Annotated in this window: 17 protein-coding genes; 10 read left to right on the top strand and 7 right to left on the bottom strand. The window is 70.2% G+C overall.

Annotated features, from left to right (window positions below; genetic code table 11):
- Positions 1 to 124: 124 nt before the first annotated feature.
- Both AB5T46_RS13585 and AB5T46_RS13580 read right to left on the bottom strand, forming a co-directional pair.
- Positions 125 to 856 (bottom strand): sulfotransferase-like domain-containing protein, encoded by a 732-nt coding sequence (locus AB5T46_RS13585; protein ID WP_370564531.1) that lies wholly within the window; start codon positions 854 to 856, stop codon positions 125 to 127.
- 9 nt (positions 857 to 865) lie between these two features.
- Entirely contained in the window at positions 866 to 1795 is a 930-nt protein-coding gene (locus AB5T46_RS13580; protein WP_370564530.1) for an aminotransferase class IV, read from the bottom strand.
- A 262-nt stretch (positions 1796 to 2057) separates the two neighbouring features.
- Here AB5T46_RS13580 and AB5T46_RS13575 point away from each other — a divergent pair, with 262 nt between their 5' ends.
- From AB5T46_RS13575 to AB5T46_RS13550, 6 genes are all read left to right on the top strand, one after another.
- Positions 2058 to 3140: an aldo/keto reductase gene (locus AB5T46_RS13575; RefSeq protein ID WP_370564529.1), complete on the top strand. Its 1083-nt coding sequence runs from the start codon at positions 2058 to 2060 to the stop codon at positions 3138 to 3140.
- Complete coding sequence (locus AB5T46_RS13570) at positions 3131 to 3976, top strand: amidohydrolase family protein (RefSeq protein WP_370564528.1); 846 nt, start codon at positions 3131 to 3133, stop codon at positions 3974 to 3976. The genes AB5T46_RS13575 and AB5T46_RS13570 overlap by 10 nt, the downstream gene beginning before the upstream one ends.
- 169 nt (positions 3977 to 4145) lie before the next feature.
- The gene (locus AB5T46_RS13565; RefSeq protein ID WP_370564527.1) at positions 4146 to 4898 is read left to right on the top strand and encodes an SDR family oxidoreductase; all 753 of its coding nucleotides are present in this window, start codon (positions 4146 to 4148) and stop codon (positions 4896 to 4898) included.
- A gap of 34 nt (positions 4899 to 4932) precedes the next feature.
- The gene (locus AB5T46_RS13560; RefSeq protein ID WP_370564526.1) at positions 4933 to 5778 is read left to right on the top strand and encodes a fumarylacetoacetate hydrolase family protein; all 846 of its coding nucleotides are present in this window, start codon (positions 4933 to 4935) and stop codon (positions 5776 to 5778) included.
- A complete protein-coding gene (locus AB5T46_RS13555) occupies positions 5771 to 7102 on the top strand; it encodes an L-fuconate dehydratase (RefSeq protein ID WP_370564524.1) in 1332 nt (443 codons plus the stop codon). Before AB5T46_RS13560 ends, AB5T46_RS13555 begins: the two co-directional genes overlap by 8 nt.
- Positions 7103 to 7289: 187 nt before the next feature.
- On the top strand, positions 7290 to 8444 hold the full coding sequence (locus AB5T46_RS13550) for an alpha-hydroxy acid oxidase (RefSeq protein ID WP_370564523.1): 1155 nt from the start codon (positions 7290 to 7292) through the stop codon (positions 8442 to 8444).
- Positions 8445 to 8541: 97 nt separating this feature from the next.
- On the opposite strand, the gene fucP is transcribed toward AB5T46_RS13550, so the two are convergent.
- On the bottom strand, positions 8542 to 9837 hold the full coding sequence (gene fucP, locus AB5T46_RS13545; RefSeq protein ID WP_370564522.1) for an L-fucose:H+ symporter permease: 1296 nt from the start codon (positions 9835 to 9837) through the stop codon (positions 8542 to 8544).
- Between the two features lie 312 nt (positions 9838 to 10149).
- Between fucP and AB5T46_RS13540 the strand changes: the two genes are divergently transcribed.
- On the top strand, positions 10150 to 10938 hold the full coding sequence (locus tag AB5T46_RS13540; RefSeq protein WP_370564521.1) for an IclR family transcriptional regulator: 789 nt from the start codon (positions 10150 to 10152) through the stop codon (positions 10936 to 10938).
- 125 nt (positions 10939 to 11063) lie between these two features.
- On the opposite strand, the gene AB5T46_RS13535 is transcribed toward AB5T46_RS13540, so the two are convergent.
- A complete protein-coding gene (locus AB5T46_RS13535; RefSeq protein WP_370564520.1) occupies positions 11064 to 11507 on the bottom strand; it encodes a tellurite resistance TerB family protein in 444 nt (147 codons plus the stop codon).
- Between the two features lie 303 nt (positions 11508 to 11810).
- Here AB5T46_RS13535 and AB5T46_RS13530 point away from each other — a divergent pair, with 303 nt between their 5' ends.
- A complete protein-coding gene (locus tag AB5T46_RS13530; RefSeq protein ID WP_370564518.1) occupies positions 11811 to 13646 on the top strand; it encodes a DUF885 domain-containing protein in 1836 nt (611 codons plus the stop codon).
- Between the two features lie 223 nt (positions 13647 to 13869).
- On the opposite strand, the gene AB5T46_RS13525 is transcribed toward AB5T46_RS13530, so the two are convergent.
- Both AB5T46_RS13525 and AB5T46_RS13520 read right to left on the bottom strand, forming a co-directional pair.
- The gene (locus tag AB5T46_RS13525; protein WP_370564517.1) at positions 13870 to 14829 is read right to left on the bottom strand and encodes an SDR family NAD(P)-dependent oxidoreductase; all 960 of its coding nucleotides are present in this window, start codon (positions 14827 to 14829) and stop codon (positions 13870 to 13872) included.
- A gap of 274 nt (positions 14830 to 15103) precedes the next feature.
- Positions 15104 to 15517, bottom strand: a complete 414-nt coding sequence (locus tag AB5T46_RS13520; protein WP_370564516.1) for a CBS domain-containing protein — start codon at positions 15515 to 15517, stop codon at positions 15104 to 15106.
- Positions 15518 to 15787: 270 nt separating this feature from the next.
- Between AB5T46_RS13520 and AB5T46_RS13515 the strand changes: the two genes are divergently transcribed.
- Positions 15788 to 16258, top strand: coding sequence for an aminoacyl-tRNA deacylase (locus AB5T46_RS13515; RefSeq protein WP_370564515.1), 471 nt, complete (start codon positions 15788 to 15790; stop codon positions 16256 to 16258).
- A gap of 124 nt (positions 16259 to 16382) precedes the next feature.
- Positions 16383 to 17366 (top strand): patatin-like phospholipase family protein, encoded by a 984-nt coding sequence (locus AB5T46_RS13510; RefSeq protein WP_370564514.1) that lies wholly within the window; start codon positions 16383 to 16385, stop codon positions 17364 to 17366.
- 173 nt (positions 17367 to 17539) lie between these two features.
- On the opposite strand, the gene AB5T46_RS13505 is transcribed toward AB5T46_RS13510, so the two are convergent.
- Positions 17540 to 21079 (bottom strand): autotransporter outer membrane beta-barrel domain-containing protein, encoded by a 3540-nt coding sequence (locus AB5T46_RS13505; protein ID WP_370564513.1) that lies wholly within the window; start codon positions 21077 to 21079, stop codon positions 17540 to 17542.
- Positions 21080 to 21360: the final 281 nt, after the last annotated feature.

Here is a 21360-nt window from a genome sequence, read left to right as displayed (position 1 = left end):
GGGGGGGGGGGGGGGGGGGGTGCGGGGGGGGGGGGGGGGGGGGGGGGGGGGCTAAAGGGGGGGGGTGGGGGGGGTTCCCCCCCCCCCCCCCCCCCCACTCCCACAGCGGGTTGCCCGCGGCGGGTCAGACGCGCAGGCGCAGCGCGCGCAAACGCTCGTAGTGCGGCCGGCAGGCCTCGGCGACGGCGGCGGCCTCGCCGGACAGTACGTTCTCGCGCGCCATCGGCGCCGCGAAGCCGGTGGACTTCCGGACACTCGCGTACCAGTGCGGCGCCCACATCCCGTCGCTGCTGCGCGGGCCTTGCGGCCAGCGCAGCATGCGCTCGCTGAAGGCGATGCCCAGCCAGTCGCACAGCGCGCGCAGGTGCGCCTCGGGGGCGCGCAGGAAGTCTCCGGCATCGACGACCGGAGGCGCCTCGCCGGCCGCGCACAGTTCGTCGTAGAGCACGGCCTGCTGCGGCAGGCCGATGTCGTCGGCGGCCACCGTGGCGCGCGATTTCACGTACGAGGCCACGACCTCGTACGGGTCGCGGATCAGCAGCACGTTGCGCAGCCGCGCGATCCAGCCGTGCTCGATGTGCGGCAGCAGGTGATGGGTCATGTGCTTCTGGTACCAGACCGGCTTCCGCTCAGGGGACTGGCCGAGGAGCGCGTCGACGGCCCTGCGCCAGTCGGTCTCCCCGGCGGCGATCACCTCGTCGCGGGCCGGATGGTCGAGCCCTGTGTACGCCAGGTAGTGCGCGTACAGCGGCTCGTCGCTGACCGCGCAGTCGGCGCGGTTCTCCCACGCGCGCATCATCGCGGTGGAGATGTTGCGCGGTCCGGACCACATGGCGATGCGCAGCGGCTCGGTCATCCTGTTTTCTCACTCCGGCCGGCGGCGGCCGGCGGCATCGCGCGCCACCAGTTCCCGGTACAGGGCCTGCAGGCGTTCGACGGTCGGCCCGCGATCGTCGCGGATGCGGCGGCCGTCGATGGTGTGCACCGGCACCACGCCGGCGAAGGTGCCGGTGACGAAGGCCTCGTCCGCGCCGTAGACGTCGGTGAGGCTGAAGGACTTCTCCTGCACCGGGATGCCGGCGTCGCGGCAGAGCGCGATCACGTTGCCGCGGGTGATGCCGCCGAGGCAGTACTGGCCGTTCGAGGTCCACACCTCGCCCTTGCGCACGATGAAGAAATGGGTGGAATTGCAGGTGGCGACGAAACCATGCGGATCGAGCATCAGCGCCTCGTCGGCGCCGGCGGTATAGGCCTGGATGCAGGCGGTGATGCAGTTGAGCTTGCTGTGCGAGTTGAGCTTGGGATCCTGCACGTCCGGATGGCCGCGGCGCACGTGCACGGTGAACAGGGACAGGCCACGCCGTGCGGTGTCCTCCGACGGCGTCTTGTACTCGGGAATGATCACGATCGTCGCCGGGCCGGCGGTGACGCGCGGGTCCTGATACGGCGTGCGCTTGACGCCGCGGGTGACCATCAGTCGCACATGCACACCGTCGCCGTGCATGCCGTTGGCGTCGAGGGTGTCGTAGATGGCGCGCGTGAGCCCGGCGCGGTCGAGCCCGATGTCGAGCGCGAGCGCGCGGGCGCCCTCGTACAGGCGGTCGAGGTGCGCCTCGAGGAAGACCGGATGGCCGCCGACCACGCGGAAACCCTCCCAGACGCCGTCGCCGAGCACGAAGCCGCTGTCGAACACCGAGACCACCGCCTGGTCGCGGTGCTTCAGCACGCCGTTGACGGAAATCCGGATGTCGGCGTTGCGCGGGTCGTCGGCCGAATGCTGGCTGCCCTGGGTCATGCGGAGGCTCCTGTGCGGGAGCACTATGGTAGCCAACGGGCTCCACGCCTCGCCTCCGCGGCCCGCGGCGCGTCCTTCCCGCCTTGCCGGCGGTGCCGCGCCCTGGATATGGAGACATCCGCGCGCGCGCGCCAACCCGGCGGCCGAGTGCCGGGACACGCCAGGCCGCCTGCCCGGCATGCCACCCGGATGCTGCAGTGCAACTTGCCTGTCTTAAATATGGATGTAAATTTTACTGGCGAAACAATCCGCGGAGTTCAACATGCACAAGACGGCTGGCCCGGCCCCCGGCGGCCCGGATTCGGCCGTGCCGGCACCGGCACCTGGCGTCGCCCTGCCCCGGCGCCGGATCGCCGGCGGCGTGGTCGCACCGACCGTGCTCGGCTTCGGCGGCGCACCGATCGGCAACCTGTATGCACCGGTGGACGCCGCCGAGGCGGAGGGCGCGGTCGTGGCGGCGCTGGCTTCGGGCGTCCGCTATTTCGATACCGCGCCCTACTACGGCTACGGCCTGGGCGAGACGCGGCTGGGCGACGCACTGGCCGGGCAGGCGCGCGCGGAGCTGGTGATCTCCACCAAGGCCGGGCGCCGGATCGAGGACGAGGCCGCGGCGCCGCAAGGCCGCGACGGCTTCGCCGTGGCCGGCCGCCGCGCGGTGTTCGACTACGGTCGCGACGGCGTGCTGCGCGCGTTCGAAACCAGCCTGCGCCGCCTGCGCACCGACTACGTCGACATCCTGCTGCTGCACGACATCGGCCGCCTGACCCACGGCGACCGCCATCCCGAAGTGCTGCGGCAGGCGCTGGAGGAGGCGCTGCCGGCGATGGCGGAACTGAAGGCGTCCGGCGCCTGTCGCGCGATCGGCCTGGGCGTCAACGAGGAGGACGTGTGCCTGGAGGTGCTGCCGCGCTTCCCGCTGGACTGCGTGATGCTGGCCGGCCGCTACACCCTGCTGGAACAGGCACGTTCGTCACGGCTGATGGCACTCGCCGGCGAACGCGGCGTATCGATCCTGGTCGCCGGGCCCTACAACTCCGGGTTGCTCGGCGACGCGCGCCGGCCCGGCGCCACCTACGACTACCGCCCGGTCGATCCGGACACGCTGGCGCGCGCGCAGCGCCTGTACGACCTGTGCGCCGCCGAGGGCGTGGAGACCGGCGCGGCGGCGCTGCAGTTTCCGCTGGCGCACCCGGCGGTGGCCACGGTCGTGGCCGGCATGCGCAACGCGGAGGAAGCGTGCAGCGCCGCTGCGCGCATGCACGCCGAAGTGCCATCGACACTGTGGCCGCGGCTGCGCGCGGCAGGCCTGCTGGCAGCGGAGGCGCCGACGCCGGCATGCACCTGATCGACGCGCACCAGCACTTCTGGCGGCTCGACCGCGGCGACTACGGCTGGCTGACGCCGGAAGCCGGCGCGCTGTACCGCGACTGGCGACCGGCCGACCTGGAACCGCTGCTCGCCGCGCACGGCGTGCGCGCGACGGTGCTGGTGCAGGCCGCCCCCACCGAGGCCGAGACCGACTACCTGCTGCGACTGGCGCACGACCACGCCTTCATCGCCGGCGTGGTCGGCTGGAGCGATTTCGAGGCCGCCGACGCGCCGCGGCGGATCGCCGCACTGGCTGCCCGCGGCGAGGGACGCCTGCGCGGCCTGCGGCCGATGGTGCAGGACATCGCCGATCCCGGCTGGCTGGCGCGGCCGGACCTGGACCCCGCGTTCGCGGCAATGGCCGGGCACGGCCTGGTGTTCGATGCGTTGGTGCGGCCGCGACATCTGGCTCCGCTGCATGCGCGGCTGCTGCGCCACCCCGACCTGCGCGCGGTGATCGACCATGCCGGCAAGCCCGACATCGCCGGCGGCGGCTTCGACGGCTGGGCGCAGGACATCGCCGCGCTGGCCCGCGACACCGGCGCGTACTGCAAGTTGTCCGGCCTGCCGAGCGAGGCCGGCGAAGGCGCCGACGCCGGAACGCTCGACCGCTACGTCACGCACGTACTGGCCTGCTTCGGCCCGGAGCGGGTGCTGTGGGGCAGCGACTGGCCGGTGCTGAACCTGTGCGGCGACTACGGCGGCTGGCTGGCGCTGGCGCGCGACCTGGTCCGCCGGCATGCACCGGAAGCCGAAGCACGGATATTCGGCGGCAACGCCGCGATCCTTTACGGGCTGGAATTCGTCTCATGAAAAACCATTCGCCACGGATCAACACGGATAACGCGGATATGCATCGAAGCAAGACCGAGATCTCCCCCCTCTGTTCGATGCTTCATCCGCATTTATCCGCGTCGATCCGCGGCAAAGAAATGCTTTTCAGATGGGTTCCATATATAGAAGACACGAACGGAGACACGACATGAGCGGACGCCTGTCCGGCAAACGCATCCTGATCACCGCGGCGGGCGCCGGCATCGGTCGCGCAGGCGCGCTCGCCTGCGCGCGCGAGGGCGCACGGGTGCTGGCGGTGGACGTCGACGAGACGGCGCTGGCGCGCCTGGCCGCGGACGCGGGCGACGGCGCGATCGACACCGCGCGGCTGGACGTGACCGACGCGCAGGCGATCGAAGCGCTGATCGCTTCGCGCGAGCCGTTCGACGGCCTGTTCAACTGCGCCGGCTACGTGCACCAGGGCAGCATCCTCGACTGCGACGAGGACGCCTGGCGGCGCAGCTTCGCGATCAACGTCGACGCCATGTACCGGCTGTGCCGCGCAGTGCTGCCGGGCATGCTGGAACGCGGCGGCGGCAGCATCGTCAACATGTCGTCGGTGGCCTCCAGCATCAAGGGCGTCGCCGGCCGCTTCGCCTACGGCACCACCAAGGCCGCGGTAATCGGCCTGAGCAAGGCGATCGCCGCCGACTACGTCGCCCAGGGCGTGCGCTGCAACGCGGTCTGCCCGGGCACGGTGAAGACGCCGTCGCTGGCGCAACGCGTGGCTGCGCTCGGCGGCGATCCGGACGCCGTGTGGAAGAGCTTCGTCGATCGCCAGCCGATGGGCCGGCTCGGCGCGCCGGAGGAGATCGCCGCGCTGGTGCTGTACCTGCTTTCCGACGAATCGTCCTTCACTACCGGCCAGATCCACGTGATCGACGGCGGCTGGTCGAACTGAACATCCCATCCCCACATTCCCAGGACCGCCCTGCATGAAACTGCTGCGTTACGGAGAACCCGGCCATGAAAAGCCCGGCCTGCTCGATGCCGACGGCGCCATCCGCGACCTCGACGGCCTCGTCGACGACATCGCCGGCGAGGCGCTGACCGCCGACGGCCTGGCGCGGCTGCGCACGCTCGACCCGGCGATGTTGCCGAAGGCGGACGGTGCGCCGCGCCTCGGCGCCGCGGTCGGCCGCGTCGGCAAGTTCATCTGCGTCGGCTTGAACTATGCCGATCACGCGGCCGAGTCGGGCATGCCGGTGCCGGAGCAGCCGATATTGTTCATGAAGGCCACCAGCGCGATCGCCGGGCCGAACGACCGCCTGGCGCTCCCGCGCGGTTCGGAGAAGAGCGACTGGGAAGTGGAACTGGGCGTGGTGATCGGGGACGTCGCCCGTGACGTACCGGTGGAGCGCGCGCTGGAGCACGTGGCCGGCTACCTGGTAGTCAATGATCTTTCCGAGCGCGCGTTCCAGCTCGAGCACGGCGGGCAGTGGGTCAAGGGCAAGAGCTGCGACGGCTTCGGCCCGATCGGCCCCTGGCTGGTCACCCGCGACGAGGTGCCCGACCCGCAGGATCTGGCATTGCGGCTGTGGGTCAACGGCCATCCGTACCAGGACGGCAGCACCCGCACCATGGTGTTCGGCGTTGCGCAGCTGGTCAGCTACATCAGCCGCTACATGAGCCTGCACCCGGGCGACATCATCAGCACCGGCACGCCGCCCGGCGTCGGCCTTGGCCTGAATCCGCCGACGTACCTGAAGCCCGGCGACGTGATGGAACTGGAGATCGAGGGCCTGGGCCGGCAGCGCCAGGAAGTGATCGCCCATGGCTAGGATCGTCGCGCTCGACACCTTTGACGTGCGCTTCCCGACCTCGCGCCAGCTCGACGGCTCGGACGCGATGAATCCGGATCCGGACTACTCCGCCGCCTACGTGACGCTGCGCACCGACGATCCGTCCGGCCTCGCCGGGCACGGCCTGGTGTTCACCATCGGCCGCGGCAACGACGTGCAGACGGCCGCGTTGCAGGCGTTGTCGCACCTGGTGGTCGGGCGCGAGGTCGATGCGGTCGTGGACGACCTCGGCGGCTTCGCCCGCAGCCTCACCGACGATTCGCAGCTGCGCTGGCTCGGTCCCGAGAAGGGCGTGATGCACATGGCCATCGGCGCGGTGATCAACGCCGCCTGGGACCTGGCCGCACGCCGCGCCGGCAAGCCGGTGTGGCGGCTGATCGCGGAGATGACGCCGGAGCAGATCGTCGGCCTGGTCGATTTCCGCTACCTCACCGATGCGCTGACGCCGGACGAGGCGCTGGCGCTGCTGCGGGCCGCCGAACCGGGCCGGGCGGCACGCACGGCGCAGCTGCTGGAACAGGGCTACCCCGCCTACACCACTTCGCCGGGCTGGCTCGGCTATCCCGACGAGAAGCTGGCGCGGCTGGCGCGCGAGGCGGTGGCCGACGGCTTCCGCACGATCAAGATCAAGGTCGGCCTGAACGTGGAGGACGACGTGCGCCGCTGCCGCATCGCGCGCGAGGCGATCGGTCCCGACATCGCGCTGGCGGTGGACGCCAACCAGCGCTGGGACGTGGGCGACGCGATCGCCTGGATGCGGCGGCTGGCGTCGTTCGATCTCGCCTGGATCGAGGAGCCGACCAGCCCCGACGACGTGCTCGGCCACGCCGCGATCCGCCGCGGCATCGCGCCGGTGCCGGTGTCGACCGGCGAGCACACCCACAACCGGGTGATGTTCAAGCAGCTGCTGCAGGCCGGCGCGGTCGACCTGATCCAGATCGACGCCGCGCGCGTGGGCGGGGTCAACGAGAACCTGGCGATCCTGCTGCTGGCGGCCAAGTTCGGCGTGCGCGTGTTCCCGCACGCCGGCGGCGTCGGCCTGTGCGAACTGGTGCAGCACCTGGCGATGGCCGACTTCATCGCGATCAGCGGGCGGATGGACGACCGCGCCATCGAGTACGTCGACCACCTGCACGAACACTTCGTCGATCCGGTGCGGATCCGCGACGGCCGCTACCTGGCGCCCATGTCGCCCGGCTTCTCCGCGGAGATGCACGGGGAATCGGTGCGCGAGCATCTGTTCCCGGAAGGGCGGGTGTGGCGCGAGGAGCGGGAAGAATTGCCGGTATCCTCCGGTATCTGAGTAGATCCCGTCCCATAAAAGCCATTCGCCACGGATTGGCGCGGATACACGCGGATACGTTGGAGGAAACCGGAGTTTCGTCCCTTCCTGATGCTCCATCCGCGTTCATCCGCGCCAATCCGTGGCAAAAACGCGTTTCGAGACGAGTGCCGGCAACTGCGGACGACCGAAGCAAAGAGGGACTGCCATGGAACCCATCACCACCGTCCTCGACCTGCGCGAACTGGCGCGCAGGCGCGTGCCGCGCGCGTTCTTCGAATACGCCGACCGCGGCGCCTACGACGAGCTGACCCTGCGCGACAACCGCGCCGCGCTGGAGGCGATCCGGCTGCGGCAGCGGGTGATGGTCGACGTGGACCGGCGCTCGCTGGCGACCACGCTGGCCGGGCAGCCGGTGTCGATGCCGCTGGCGATCGGACCGACCGGCCTGACCGGACTGCAGTGCGGCAGCGGCGAGATCCACGGCGCGCGCGCCGCGGCCAAGGCGGGCATCCCGTTCTGCCTGAGCACGATGTCGATCTGCTCGCTGGAACAGGTGCGCGCCGCGGTGGACACGCCGTTCTGGTTCCAGATCTACGTCATGCGCGACCGCGGCTTCGCCCGCGAGCTGATCCAGCGCGCCGCCGCCGCGCAGTGTCCGGCGCTGATGCTGACGGTCGACCTCACCGTGCAGGGCCAGCGCCACCGCGAGATCAAGAACGGCCTGACCGTGCCGCCCAAACTGACCCTGCGCAACCTGCTGGACATCGCCGGCAAGCCGCGCTGGGCATGGAGCGTGCTGCGCGCGCCGAGCCGCTCGTTCGGCAACCTGGAGGGCTGCATCCGCGGCGCCGACAGCCTGACCACGCTGGCGCAGTGGATCGCCGACCAGTTCGACCCGACGCTCAACTGGCGCGACCTGGAATGGATCCGCGCGTCGTGGCCGGGCAAGCTGATCGTCAAGGGCATCCTCGACGCCGAGGACGCGCGCCTGGCCGCCGACGCCGGCGTCGACGCGATCGTCGTGTCCAACCACGGCGGCCGCCAGTTGGACGGCGCGCCGGCGTCGGTGCACATGCTGCCGCGGATCGTCGATGCGGTCGGCGACCGCACCGAGGTGCTGTTCGACGGCGGCATCCTCAGCGGCCAGAGCCTGCTCAAGGGCCTGGCGCTGGGCGCGCGCGGCGGCCTGATCGGCAAGGCCTTCCTCTACGGCCTCGGCGCGATGGGCGAAGCCGGCGTGACCCGCACGCTCGAGATCATCCGCAAGGAACTGGACGTGAGCATGGCCCTGACCGGCCAGACCGACGTACGCGCCGTGAACCGCGACATCCTGCTGCGGGCGGACGGCAGTCCGTGGTGAGATAAGGACCGGAGCCGGTAACTCGGAGCAACTCGGGAGCGGGAAAGCAGCCGTGTTTAGCCCCTCTCCCTTCGGGGCAACAACCACCCCGCTCGACTCACACAACGGCCTCCACCTTCCGATACCGCCAGGCGAACCCCAGGATCACCACGAAGCAGGCCAGCGGCACCGCCATGGCCCAATGGATACCGAACAGGTCCGAGGTCAGCCCCATCGCCGCGGTCAGCACCGCGCCGCCGACGATCGCCATCACCAGCAACGACGAACCCAATTTGCGCTCGTTGTCCTCCAGCCGGTCCAGGCCCATCGCGAAGATGGTCGGGAACATCACCGACATGAAGAAGCTCACCACGACCAGCGCGTACAGCCCGACCGTTCCTGGCGCCGCGATCGCCACCGCCGCGAGCACCACGTTGACAGCGGCGAACACCGCCAGCAGCAGCGTCGGCGCCACCCGCCGCATCAACGCCGTGCCGACGAAGCGCCCGATCATGAACAGCACCAGCGAGGCGGTGAGGAAATCGGCGGCGGTCCGCTCGGGGGTGCCGGGCACCACGTCCTGGGCGTAGCGGATCAGATAGCTCCAGATGCCCACCTGCGCGCCGACGTAGAAGAACTGCGCGATCACCGAGAACACGAAGCGTCCGTTGCGCAGCAGCTTGCCCAGGTGGGAAAAGCCGCTGCCGCTGTCGGCGCCCTCGTCGATGCGCGGGAATCTGGTGAACAGCACCAGCAACGCCCACAGCGCGACGATGATGCCGATCACCAGATACGGCCCCTGCACCATCGCCGACTCCGAGGCCAGGTAGGCCTCGCGTGCGGCCGGCGCCATCGCCGCCAGCTGTTCCGGCGTGTGCTCGACCCCGGAGAAAATGAAGTAGCGGCCGATCAGCACGCCGGTGATCGCGCCGAGCGGATTGAACGCCTGTGCCAGGTTGAGCCGTCGCGCCGCGCCCTGCGGCGGACCGAGCACCGTCACCAGCGGATTGGCCGAGGTTTCCAGGAACGCCAGCCCGCTGGCCAGCACGAACAGCGCCAGCAGGAACAGTCCGTAGGTATGCATCTGCGCCGCCGGCAGGAACAGGAACGCGCCGGCCGCATACAGCGCCAGGCCGGTCACCACCGCACCCTTGTAGCCGAAGCGGCGCATGAACATGCCCGCCGGCAGGGCAAAGACGAAATACCCCAGGTAGAACGCGCTCTGCACCAGCCCGGCCTGCAGGTCCGACAGCTCGAACGCCTTCTTGAACTGCTTGATCAGGATGTCGTTGAGATTGTTCGCCACGCCCCACAGGAAGAACAGGCTGACGATCAGGATCAGCGGAACGATCGCGACGCGTGCGGCGCCGGTGACCGCGGCCGCGCCCGCAGCCGCGTGCTGACGATATTGCATGCCCTACCCCTCCCAAGGTGTGCCGCGCCGGAACCGATTCGTGCGGGCGCATGCGCCCGGATCCGAGCATAGTGGCGGCCGCCCCGACATGCAAATATGAAGTTTGATTTCATATATGCTGAAACGCCGGTCGCGGATTCGTGCGGATCGAAAGCGCGGCATGCCCTCGGGTTGCGCCCGGCCGGGCGCCGCGTTCGGCCGGCGCACGGCGGACACACCGGCAACCCGAAGTCGAACAGAATAGGCGGATGCGGCGCTGCGGAATGCACCGCCGCCACAGACGCACCGCACCGCGGGGAGGATGCTGGAGACATGAGCACGGTCGCGAGCAACATGCCGAAGTACCGGGCACCAGCCCTGGACAAGGGCCTGGACATCCTGGAACTGCTGGCGCGCGCGTCGGCGCCGATGAACATGACCGAGATCTCCGAGGGCGTCGGCCGCTCCAAGGGCGAGATCTTCCGCATGCTGCAGGTGCTGGAGGAGCGCGGCTACATCGCACGCGCGCCCGGCGAGTCCGGCTACGCGCTGACCAACCGGTTGTTCATGCTGGGCATGGAACAGCCGCCGGTGAAGAGCGCGGTCGAGGCGGCGCTGCCGGTCATGCACCGGTTGGCCGACCGGATCCAGCAGCCCTGCCACCTGGTGGTGCCCTCGCGCGAGCAGATCGTGGTGATCGCGCGGGTGGACGCGCCCGGCGACATCGGGCTGGTGGTCCGGGTCGGGCATCGCCGCCCGCTCGCGCATTCCACCTCGGGCCTGGTGCTGTTCGCGTTCCAGAGCGAGGCGATCCGCGCGCGCTGGCTGCAGATGCTGCTGCAGTCGGAGCCCGAACTGGACCGGGCACGCTTCGTCGAGCGCGCCGACCAGGCACGCGCGCGCGGCCATGCCCGCGCGGCCAGCGACGTGGTCGACGGCGTGATCGACCTGTCCGCGCCGGTGCTGCAGCACGACCACGCCGTCTGCGCGCTGACCATCCCGTTCATCGAGCGCCATCCGGCCCGGATCGGCGCCGATGCGGCCGTCGCCGCGCTGCGCAAGGCGGCGGACGAGATCTCGCATGCGCTGATGTACGGCGCCGGGTCCGGCACGGCCGGCTGACGGCACGCCGACGGAGCGAGACCTGGGCGCCTCGAAAGAATCTCCCACGATGCCGGTCTGCCGCGGCGGCATCGCAATCCCTGCGCCGGCGCTTCCGTCGAACAGCGTTCGAATCTCCGCTGCGCTCAGCCGCCCCTCGCCAGCAGCTTGCGGCGGATGAACTCCTGGTGGGGCACCGCCAGCAGGTCGGCCAGGCGCCGCACCAGGTGTTCCTCGTGCATGCCCAGTCGCGTGTCGGCGTACGCCACCCGCCACAGCCACTCGACCAGCTCGGCGCGCTGCTCGGGCGCCAGGCCGGTCCGCAACTGGCGGGTGAACTCGTACAGCGAGACCGACTGGCGCTTCGCCTGGTGGGCCTGGTCGAGCAGCTCGTCCAGTTCGTTCGCGTCGAGCCCGAAGGCCTGTCGCACCGCCTGATGGACGACCTCGAGTTCGACGTCTTCGCCGCCGTCGTCGGCCACCGCCATCTCCAGCATCAGCGCGGCGGCGGCCCGGGGCAGCGCGTGGGGATCGTCGCCCGGCTCATGACGGGTGACGATGCTCTTGAGGTTCTGGAACCAGTCAACCATGGTGCCGGCCCACGCATGGCGCGATTGCCCGGGAAGGATCGGACGATTTCAACGGCGACTCCTGCTGGATGGCGGCCTGCCAGATCTGACAGCGTGGGTTTCGCGATGGTTCCGGGAAAGGAAGGTTCGGCCTCGTTTCCTGGCGTGCGCGCGTATCCGGAGTGGAAACAGCACGCTGCATTGGCGGCGAACCCGGGCGCCGTCGGCACCGCGGGCATGGCGCGCCCGCGAATGCCGGAGAGGACTCGCCGGCGCTGCGCCGGGGGCGGTACCCTGGCTGCCGCGCCCCACCGAGGAACTGCCGTGACCCATCGTGATCGCTCCCGTCCCGTGCTGTCGCGGCTTGCCGCGGTCACCGCCGCGGCCCTGCTCGCCGCCTGCGCCCCCGCGCCTCCCTCTACTGCGCCCTCGACCGATGCGCAGGAAGCAGCCGCCGCACAGCAGGCGCAATCGATCGCGACCTTCTTCGAGATCTTCGCCGACGAATGGATGCTGCGGCAGCCGTCCTCGGCGACCGGCAGCCGCTATTTCGAGGGCGAGACCCAGGTCGCGATGGACCGGCAGCTGACGCCGCAGACGGCGCAGTTCGACGAGGAAACCATCGCCCTCGCCCGCCGCGGGCTGGCCGAACTGGAGACGTTCGACCGCGCGGCGATGGACGACGACGAGCGCGTCTCCGCCGAGCTGCTGGAATGGCTGCTGCGGACCCGGATCGAGGGCGACCGCTACAGCGACTACCAGTACCCGCTCAACCAGTTCGGCGGCGCCAACGTCGGCCTGCCCAACCTCATGACCGTGGTGCATCCCGTGCGCAGCGCGCAGGACGCCGACAACTACCTGGCCCGCCTGCGCCTGTTCGACGAGCGCATGGGCGAGGCCACGCGGCGCGCCGGCGACCTGGCCGCGAAAGGCATCCTGCCGCCGCGTTTCATCCTGCAGGCCACCATCGCGCAGATGCGGCAGTTCATCTCGCCCGAGCCGTCCGCCAACCCCCTGGTCGCCACCTTCGCCGAACGGCTCGACGGGATCGATGATCTCGATGCGGCCGCGCGCCGGACGTTGGTGGACGAGGCCACCGCCGCCGTCGCCGACGGCGTCTACTCGGCCTGGCGCGAGGCGATCGCGCTGCTCGAATCGCAGCTCGACGGCGCCACCGACGATGCCGGGCTGTGGCGTTTCGAGAACGGCGCCGAGGCCTACGCGCACCGCCTGCGCCAGTTCACCTCGACCGATCTCAGCGCCGAGCAGATCCACCAGCTCGGGCTGCGCGAGGTGGCGCGGATCGAGGCCGAGATGGACGAGATCCTGCGCTCGCTCGGCCGCAGCGAGGGCACGGTGAAAGCGCGCGTCGAGCAGCTCAAGGCCGACCTCGCCTACCCCGAGACCGATGCCGGCCGCGCGCAGCTCATGGCCGACATCGACGACATGATCCGCGACGCCGAGCGGCGCTCCGACGCGTTGTTCGACATCCGCCCGAAGACACCGGTCGTCGCCCGGCCCTATCCCGAGTTCCGTTGGGCCAGCGCCGCCGCCAGCTATACCCCGCCCCCGCTCGACGGCTCGCGCCCCGGCGTGTACCAGATGCCGCTGCGCAAGGACCGGCTGACCCGATTCGGCCTGCGCACGCTGGTCTACCACGAGACCGTGCCAGGCCATCATTTCCAGATCGCGCTGTCGGTGGAGAACCGCGACCTGCCGAAGTTCCGGCAGACGCGCGCGTTCGGCGGCATCTCCGCCTTCAGCGAAGGCTGGGCGCTGTACGCCGAGCGCCTGGCGGCCGAGGAAGGCTGGTACGAGGGCGATCCCGAAGGACGGCTCGGCCAGCTCGATGCGGAGCTGTTCCGCGCCCGCCGGCTGGTCGTCGACACCGGCCTGCACGCGATGCGCTGGACCCGCCAGCAGGCGATCGACTACGGCATCTCGCCCTCGGAGGTCGAGCGCTACGTGGTGATGCCCGGCCAGGCGACGTCCTACAAGGTCGGGCAGCTGGAGATCATCCGCCTGCGCGACAAGGCCCGCGACGCCCTCGGCGAGCGCTTCGACCCGCGCGAGTTCCACAATCGCGTCCTGCTCACCGGCGTGGTGCCGCTGACCCTGCTGGAGCAGGAGGTGGACGCCTACATCCGCAGCGGCGGCTAGGCGGTTTTTGCGCGGGTGTTGACGAATCCCTTCTCCCGTAATGGTGGGCCAAGGCCCACCCTATCACCCGCATAGGATGGGCCTTGGCCCACCGCAAGGGTACGGCGAAGCGGCAGGCGTCTGAACCATCGCGACTTCGCCGTATCCTCACCCCAACCCTGCTTCGCACCCCGGCTCGTCCCGCAAGCGGGAGAGGGAGGCTACGAATGCGCCGGCGCGCCGGTCACCCCAGGTACGCGCGCGTCAGCGCTTCGGACACCGCCCACAACCGCGCCGCCATCGCGGCATCGGTCTGGTGTTCGCTCTGCTCCGCCGGCTCGAAGTCCCTGTAGAACCCGCCGCTCGCGCCCGCCAATGCCGGATGAGCGGCGACGTAGCACGGGGTCGCGGCGCCCTGGTGCACGGTGCGGGCATTCTTTCCGTAGCCGTTGCCGACATTGCGCAGGATATTGGTCCTGACATGGCCCGGCGAGACGCAGTTGGAGGTGGCGCGGGTGCCGCGCAGGCGCCGTGCCAGCTCCAGCGAGAACAGCCCGTTGGCCAGCTTGGAGTGACTGTAGCCGCGCGCATGCCAGCCTTCGCCCGAAAGCGAATCGAACTGGATCCCGCCGGGCGGCGCGCGGCGATGGTCGCCGCTGCCCAGCACCACCACCCGGCCCTGCGGCGCTTCGCGCACCCGGTCGAGCAGGCGATGGGTCAGCAGGAAGTGGCCGAGATGGTTGACCACGAACTGCTTCTCCAGCCCGTCCACCTGCTGGTGTTCGCCCAGCACGATGCCCGCGTTGCAGACGAGCATGTCGACCGGTACGTCCATCCGCTCGATCCGCGTCGCGCAGGCGACGACCGAGTCGAAATCCGTCAGCTCCAGCACCGCCGGCGTGGCCCTGCCCTGCACGCGGCCGCAGGCCTCACGCCCCTTCTCCGCGGTACGCGCGGTGCCGATGACGTGCGCGCCGCGCAACGCCAGCACCCGCATGATCTCGAAGCCGATTCCGGAGTTGCAGCCGGTGACCACCGCGGTGCGGCCGGCGAGGTCCAGCCCACGGGTGACTTCCTCGGCCGTCGACTGCGGGCCGAACCCGCCGGCCGCGGCTGGCGTGTCCGCCGCCCGGGCGAGCACGGGCGCGAGCGTTGCCAGGAGGGCGGCCTTGACGAAGCGGCGGCGGGTCGGTGCAACGGGCATCCGGCGATCTCCAGTGGATGGGCGCGTTCACGCACGCGCCTCGGCACTGGAGCTTACCGTGTCGCTCTTGTGGGAGCGACGAACCGAGCGTAGCGAGCCAACGGCGAAGCCGGCCCGAAGAGCCTGCCGCGTACTCGATACGGGGGCGAGCCGCGCAGCGGCGAATCAAGTCGCGACTCTGCGGCGTCGCGACTTCCGTCGCTCCCACACTGGGGGCTGGATGAACTCGATCATCCGGCGACGCAACGGCTTCAGCTGCTTTGATGCGTCGCCGTCAATGCGGCTGCGCCACGCCCTGCAGCACCGTTTCGGCGGCCTTGCCGTCGCCGATCCGTGTCACGTTCGCCAACGACACGATACCGACCAGCCGCTTGTCGCGGTTGATCACCGGCAGTCGGCGCAGGTGCAGGTCCGCCATGTCGCGGGTGATCCGGTCGGCGTCCTCGTCGTCGTAGCAGTACTTGATATCTTCCGTCATCACGTCGCGCACGTGCGTGTCGGCACCGCGTCCCTTCGCGATCGCACGTACGACGATGTCGCGGTCGGTGATCATGCCGACCAGGCGGTCGTTGTCGCCGACGGGCAGGCTGCCGATGTCCTGTTCGGCCATCACCGTCGCGGCGTCGCGGATGGTCTGGTCGGGCGAGGCCAGGCGGACGTTGCGTGTCATCATCTCGCTGACTTTCATTTCGCGTTCCTCCGTAAAGGAATACGACTTATACCGCCCGCACCGTGAAAGGAGCGCCAAGTGCCGCGGCAGCGCTCCACAGGCGCCACCCGGAAACGCCCCTCACCCGCGGGGCAACCGACACCGCAGGCTGCCGGAACAGGGAGTATGCTGCGCTTGCGGGTGCGTCGAGCGCGCGCACGCAGCAGTCATGCGACGCCAGATGCGCGCATTCAGCCCACCACACGGCACGCTGCACGGGATGGCGGCCGCGCCGCAACGGAGGCGACCATGATCTCCCCACGCCTGCACAGCTTTCTCGACGAACGCCACGCCCCGTACACCACGCTCCCCCACGATCGCACCGTCACCGCACGCCAGACCGCCGATGCCGCGCACGTCGGTAACCGCAGTTTCGCCAAGACCGTCATGCTCAAGGTCGACGGCAATCTGGCGATGCTGGTGATGCCGGCCGCCTACCGGGTCGACCTGACGCGGCTGTCGCGTGCGCTGGGCGGACCCGAAGTCGAACTCGCCAGCGAGGACGAGTTCAAGGACGTGTTCGCCGATTGCGAACTCGGCGCGATGCCGCCGTTCGGCAATCTCTACGGGGTCCCGGTGTATGTCGACGCGCGCCTTGCCACGGATACGGATGAAATCGCGTTCAACGCCGGTTCGCACACCGACGTGGTGCAGATGCCGTACGCCGAGTTCGAACGGCTGACACAACCGGATCTGCTCTACATGGCGCATGTGATGTGACCGGGGACGCGACCGACCCCATCGATGCGGACCGGATGCCGTTCCGGGCGACGCCCTGCCGTCGCACCGCCCGGGACGACGGCCGGTCCGCACCATCGTCCGTCGGGACGTAGCGGGCCCGCCGGTGGCGCGGATCGTCGAGATCACGCTGGCGCTCCAGGGAGGCGGCGCCCATGGCGCCTTCACCTGGGGCGTGCTCGACCGCCTGCTGGAGGAGCCCGGCATCGCGATCGAGGCGGTCAGCGCCACCAGCAGCGGCGCCGTGAACGCCGTGGCGTTCGCGCACGGCTGGATCGACGGCGGCCGCGAAGGCGCGCGAGCCCGGCTCGCGCGCGTCTGGCAACGGATCGGCGAGCAGGGCTCGCTGGCGTCGTGGGGCTTCGCCTCGGTCGGCGGTAGCGCCTGGCTGCTCGAACTCGCCCGCCACATGACGCCGGCGCAGTTCAATCCGCTCGGCCTGAATCCGCTGGCCGACCTGCTCGACGAACTGATCGACTTCGAACGCCTGCGGGCGGCGCCGCCGTTCCGGCTGCACCTGGCGGCCACGCGCGTGCGCGACGGCGCACTGGTGCTCTTCGACGGCGACCGGGTGACGCGCGACGCGGTGCTCGCGTCGACCTGCCTGCCGCAGCTGTTCAAGACCGTCGAGATCGACGGTGAAGCGTACTGGGACGGCGGCTACGCCGGCAATCCGGCGCTCGCGCCGCTCGTCTACCAGGCGCGGGCGCGCGACCTGCTGTGCATCCTGGTCCAGCCCCTGGAGCGGCCGCGCCTGCCGGCCAGCGCGCGCGAAATCGCCGAGCGCGCCATGGAGATGGCGTTCTCGACGACCTTCCTGCGCGAACTCGAAGCCCTGGCCACGAGCCAGCAATCGATCCGGGGGAAATTGGCGTTGACCGCACTCGGAAGACGGCTGCAATCGCTGCGACTGCACCTGATCGAACCCGGAGAATCGCTCGCCGATGCCGGCGGCAAGGCCAAGCTCGACGCCCGCCCGGCGATGCTGCAGACGCTGTGCGCCCTGGGCCGCGAACGCGCCGACGCATGGCTGGCCGCGCACCGGCCCGCGCTCGGGCATCGCTCCAGCTATTCGATCCCGACGGCCTGAGGGGTCCTGCCCGCACCAGGATCGCATCGGGAGGAAAAGCCGGGCGCAGAACGGGACGTCGCACGCATGGCGCTTCGCCTCCGTGGTTTACTCCGGAGACGACGCGCGCGCCCGATCTCCCGATCCGGTCGCCGCCTCGCGCGGGGCACGCGCTTCTTCATGAGGCCGACGCGTTACCAGCTGTAGCGCAATCCGGCCCGGACGCCCCAGTCGCGCTCGGTCCCCGTGCCGGTCGCCCGCGATGCCTCGAAGAACAGGCCGGTGCGTGCGCCGACGGCAAGATCGGCGCCCGCCGCGAACTCGCCGCCGGTGCCGGTACGGTCGGCGGTTTCCGGAACGATGCCGCCGCCGTCGCGGGAAGCCGCGATGCGCGGATCGTCGCCGAAGTCGTGCCGCGCGGACGCGCGGACGTACGCGCTGCCGCCCAGCCTCGGGCCCTGCAATGTCCGTCCGACGGCGATGCCGGCCCGCGCGAACGAGATGTCGTAGTCGTCGTGGGCGACGCGCACGCCGTTGCTGGTCACATGCTCGCGGCCGTCGACGACGCCAACGGACACGCCGAGCTGCGGTTCGACGTACCAGGACTGCGCGAACCGGAACGGATACCCGCCTTCGGCGTGCAGCCGCCGCGCGCGGGTCCGGTAGCGCCCGGCGATGTCGGTACCGGTGGAATCGCGCGCCGTGTACCGGTTCTCCAGCGAAGTGGTTTCGGCCCCGACGAGAACGTAGGCGCCGCCGTCGGCGATCCAGGTACTGTAGAGGCCGACCGTGGTCCCGGTCAGCTCGCCCCTGCCCTGCGCGTAGTCCGCGGTCGAACGGATGCGGCCCGCGCTGACGCCGGTGAAGTTGGCGCCGGCATCGAGCGCGAAGCGGCGATCGGCACCGGCGGTCACGCCGCTGTAGTCCTGGCGATGACTGCGGGAGTACGCGGAATCCGCAGTCAGCCTGCCGCCGTCGACCCGCGCCCAGACGCCGGAGCGATCGGTATCGCCGCCGCGCACCAAACCCTGCACGCGCCGCAGCGCGCCGGACTCGCCGAGCTTCCACAGCTCGACGGCGCTGTCCACGGCCTCGGCCGCCGTCAGGACGGTTTCCGACGGCCGGATCCCGACGGCTCCGCCGCCCGTACCGCCGCCTGTATCCGAACCACCGTCGCCGCCGTTACCGCCACCGCCGTCACCACCACCGGTCCCTTCACCGCTACCGCCGTCACCGCCGCCGGTCTCGCCGCCGCCGTCTTCTCCGCCGCCTGGATCACCGCCGCCTGGATCGCCGTCACCCGGATCGCCGCCGCCCGGATCGCCGCCACCCGGATCGCCGCCGCCCGGATCACCGCCACCCGGATCGCCGCCGCCCGGATCACCGCCACCCGGATCGCCGCCGCCCGGATCACCGCCACCCGGATCGCCGCCGCCCGGATCACCGCCGCCCGGATCACCGCCACCCGGATCACCGCCGCCCGGATCGTCGCCGCCACCGTCATCCGTTCCCCGGATGGCGATGCCGGTCAGCACGACCTTGCTGCCGTCGTCGCTCAACGCCACCTGCGGGGTGTATGCGAAACGCACCAGCGCATTCTCGAAGGTGCTGCCCCACTCGCGGTCCAGGCCCGCCACGGAGGAGAACGCGGCCTCGCCGCTGGCGGCGGCGCTGGCGTCGACGATGTCGATCGGCACCGCGGCCTCGATCGTGGTGCCGTCGCGCAGGACCGCGGCGTCGACCCAGGAGGTGTCGTCCAGCACCGGGTCGTAGACGATGGCGACGTTCTGCGTACCGGTCGCGGAGAACGCCGCGATGCCGCTGCCGAACACGATCCGGTCGGCGGTGGCCGTGCCGGACAGGCCGGTGATGTCGCTGAGCAGCTGGAACCTGGCGCCGTCGCCCAGGGCAACCCCGGCGTCGCCGGAACTGCTGTCGACGACCAGTGTCCGATAACCGTGCGCGGGCACCGCACCCGGCTCGAAGTCGCCCCAGTGTCCGGCCATGTCGATCGCGCCATCGCTGCCCAGGGTCAGCGAGCCCGAACCGAAATCGTTCGTCAGCGCGCCGGTGCCCTGCGGAATCCACGCCGCGCCGTCGGAGAACGCCAGGTCGGTCCTGCCGACGCTGAAGCCGGCATCGCCCTGCAGACCACCGACCAGGCCGCGCAGCCAGGAATCTGACGTGTCGAAATTGAGATCGACCGAGCCGATGTTGCCGTTGACGCTGTCGGTCGCGGTCGCGATGTCGCCGTCGAGCTGCACGGTGCGGCCGCCGGCCTGGTTGACGGTGACGCTGGCGTCCTGGATGTCGATCGGCACGCTCCAGATCGAATACGCAGCGCCGGTGCCGGCCGCGGTCGTCGACACGGTCAGGCCGCCGGCAACGTTGACAGTGCCGAAGTTGCGGACGCCGTACACGTCACGGTCACAATTCGGGGTGTTGGGCGGGTCGCAAGCGGCGGCGACGGTGAACGACACCGGTGCGGTGGGCGAGGTGAAGTCGATGATGCCGCTGTTGACGGTGCCGTAGGTTTCCGCCTCCGAGGCGACATCGACATTGACGGCGCCGTTGAACGTCATCACCGCACCGGGCGAGCGGTCGTTGCTGAGCCCGGAGGGCTTGCCGAACGGCGTGTAGCCATTTTCCGGCCCTTCGCTGCGTACGCGCACGTCGACGTCGCCATTCCAGGTCATCCGCGCCCGCCAATGCGTGTTGGCGATCCCGTGCGTGGAGCGGGGCCCCTCGACATTGACCGTGGTGTCACCGTTGACTTCCATGTTCCCCTGGTTGCGCACGCCGAATGCGGTCGAACCCGCCGAGACCGTGGTCAGCGACAGGTCGCCGTTCACCGTCAGCCGGCTGCCGACGCCGTCGTTGTAGATCGCATGGGCGTTGTCGCTGGGCCAGATCGACAGCGCCGAGATGGTGGTGTCTCCGTTGAAGGTGATGCGGCCATCGAAGCTGTAGACCGCATCGAGCGTGCCGCGGCTCTCGGCCAGGATCGTGGTCGGGCCGTTGAAGATGATGGTGCTGGTTCTATCGGCCCAGACCGCACGCGCATGGCCCTGCGTACGGGCGTGGATGTCGGTGGCGCCGTTGAAGATCGTGGTGCTGCGGCCGCGGCCGATCACCCCTTGCGCACCGTTACCCCGGACCGTACCGAAATCCAGGTCGTCGGCGTTGGTGGAGATCCTGGTGTTGCCGTTGACGGTGACCGTATTGCCGTCGTTGAGGATGCCGACCGCGCTGCCCACGGTGCTGCTCTCGCCGCGGATCGCCGACAGCTCCAGCCAGCCGCCGCCGGCCACGTCGAGCACCACCGGCGGGTTGCCGCTTGTGATCGACATTGCCCGCACGTCGCCATCGACGCCTTCCAGCGCCACGCTGTCGCCGTCGGCGAGCCGGTAATGCAGCATGCCGTCCTGCTCGACGATGTCGTAGCCGGGGTCGTAACCGCCGCTGCCGCCATCGCGATCGTTGTCGGCGACGCCGGTGATCGTATCCTGGTAGTCGACCGCATGCACGGCGCCGGGCCGTGCGAACGCCCCCGTCATCACGGCGGTTGCGACGGAGAGCGAGAGCATCTTCAAGCGCCGCTGCGACTCGACGCGCCGGGCCTCGAGACGTGCGTTGTCGATGATGGATTGCTGCCAGAGCGGCGGCAGCGGCGGATGGTAGGCGTAGCTTCGTGCACGGGAGCGCGGATCGCGCTTCTGCGTTGGGTAGGACATTCGATTTCCCGGAAATATGCAAGAGCCGCCAAGCGCGAACGCTTGTCGGCCAACTGAAATACCCTCCCGAGCGCAAGCTAGCACGGCATGTTGGTGGCATCCATAAGTCGTTGGTCGCAAGCTGCGCGCCGCGATGCGATTGTGTGATCGTTATCGCACTGCCTGCGCAAGCGGGCTCGACTCGCCCGAGGAGCAAGTTGAGCCGCTGTGCGAATCCGTTTGACGGTTCCCCGCCCTTTTCTTGTCCGAAGGCGCTGATATAGACCGACCTCCTTCGGTCG

This window comes from Luteimonas salinilitoris (assembly GCF_041300785.1).
GTDB lineage: Bacteria > Pseudomonadota > Gammaproteobacteria > Xanthomonadales > Xanthomonadaceae > Luteimonas > Luteimonas salinilitoris.
The sequence above is the reverse complement of the archived record's forward strand: the minus strand, read 5'-3'. Positions and strand labels throughout refer to the sequence as shown.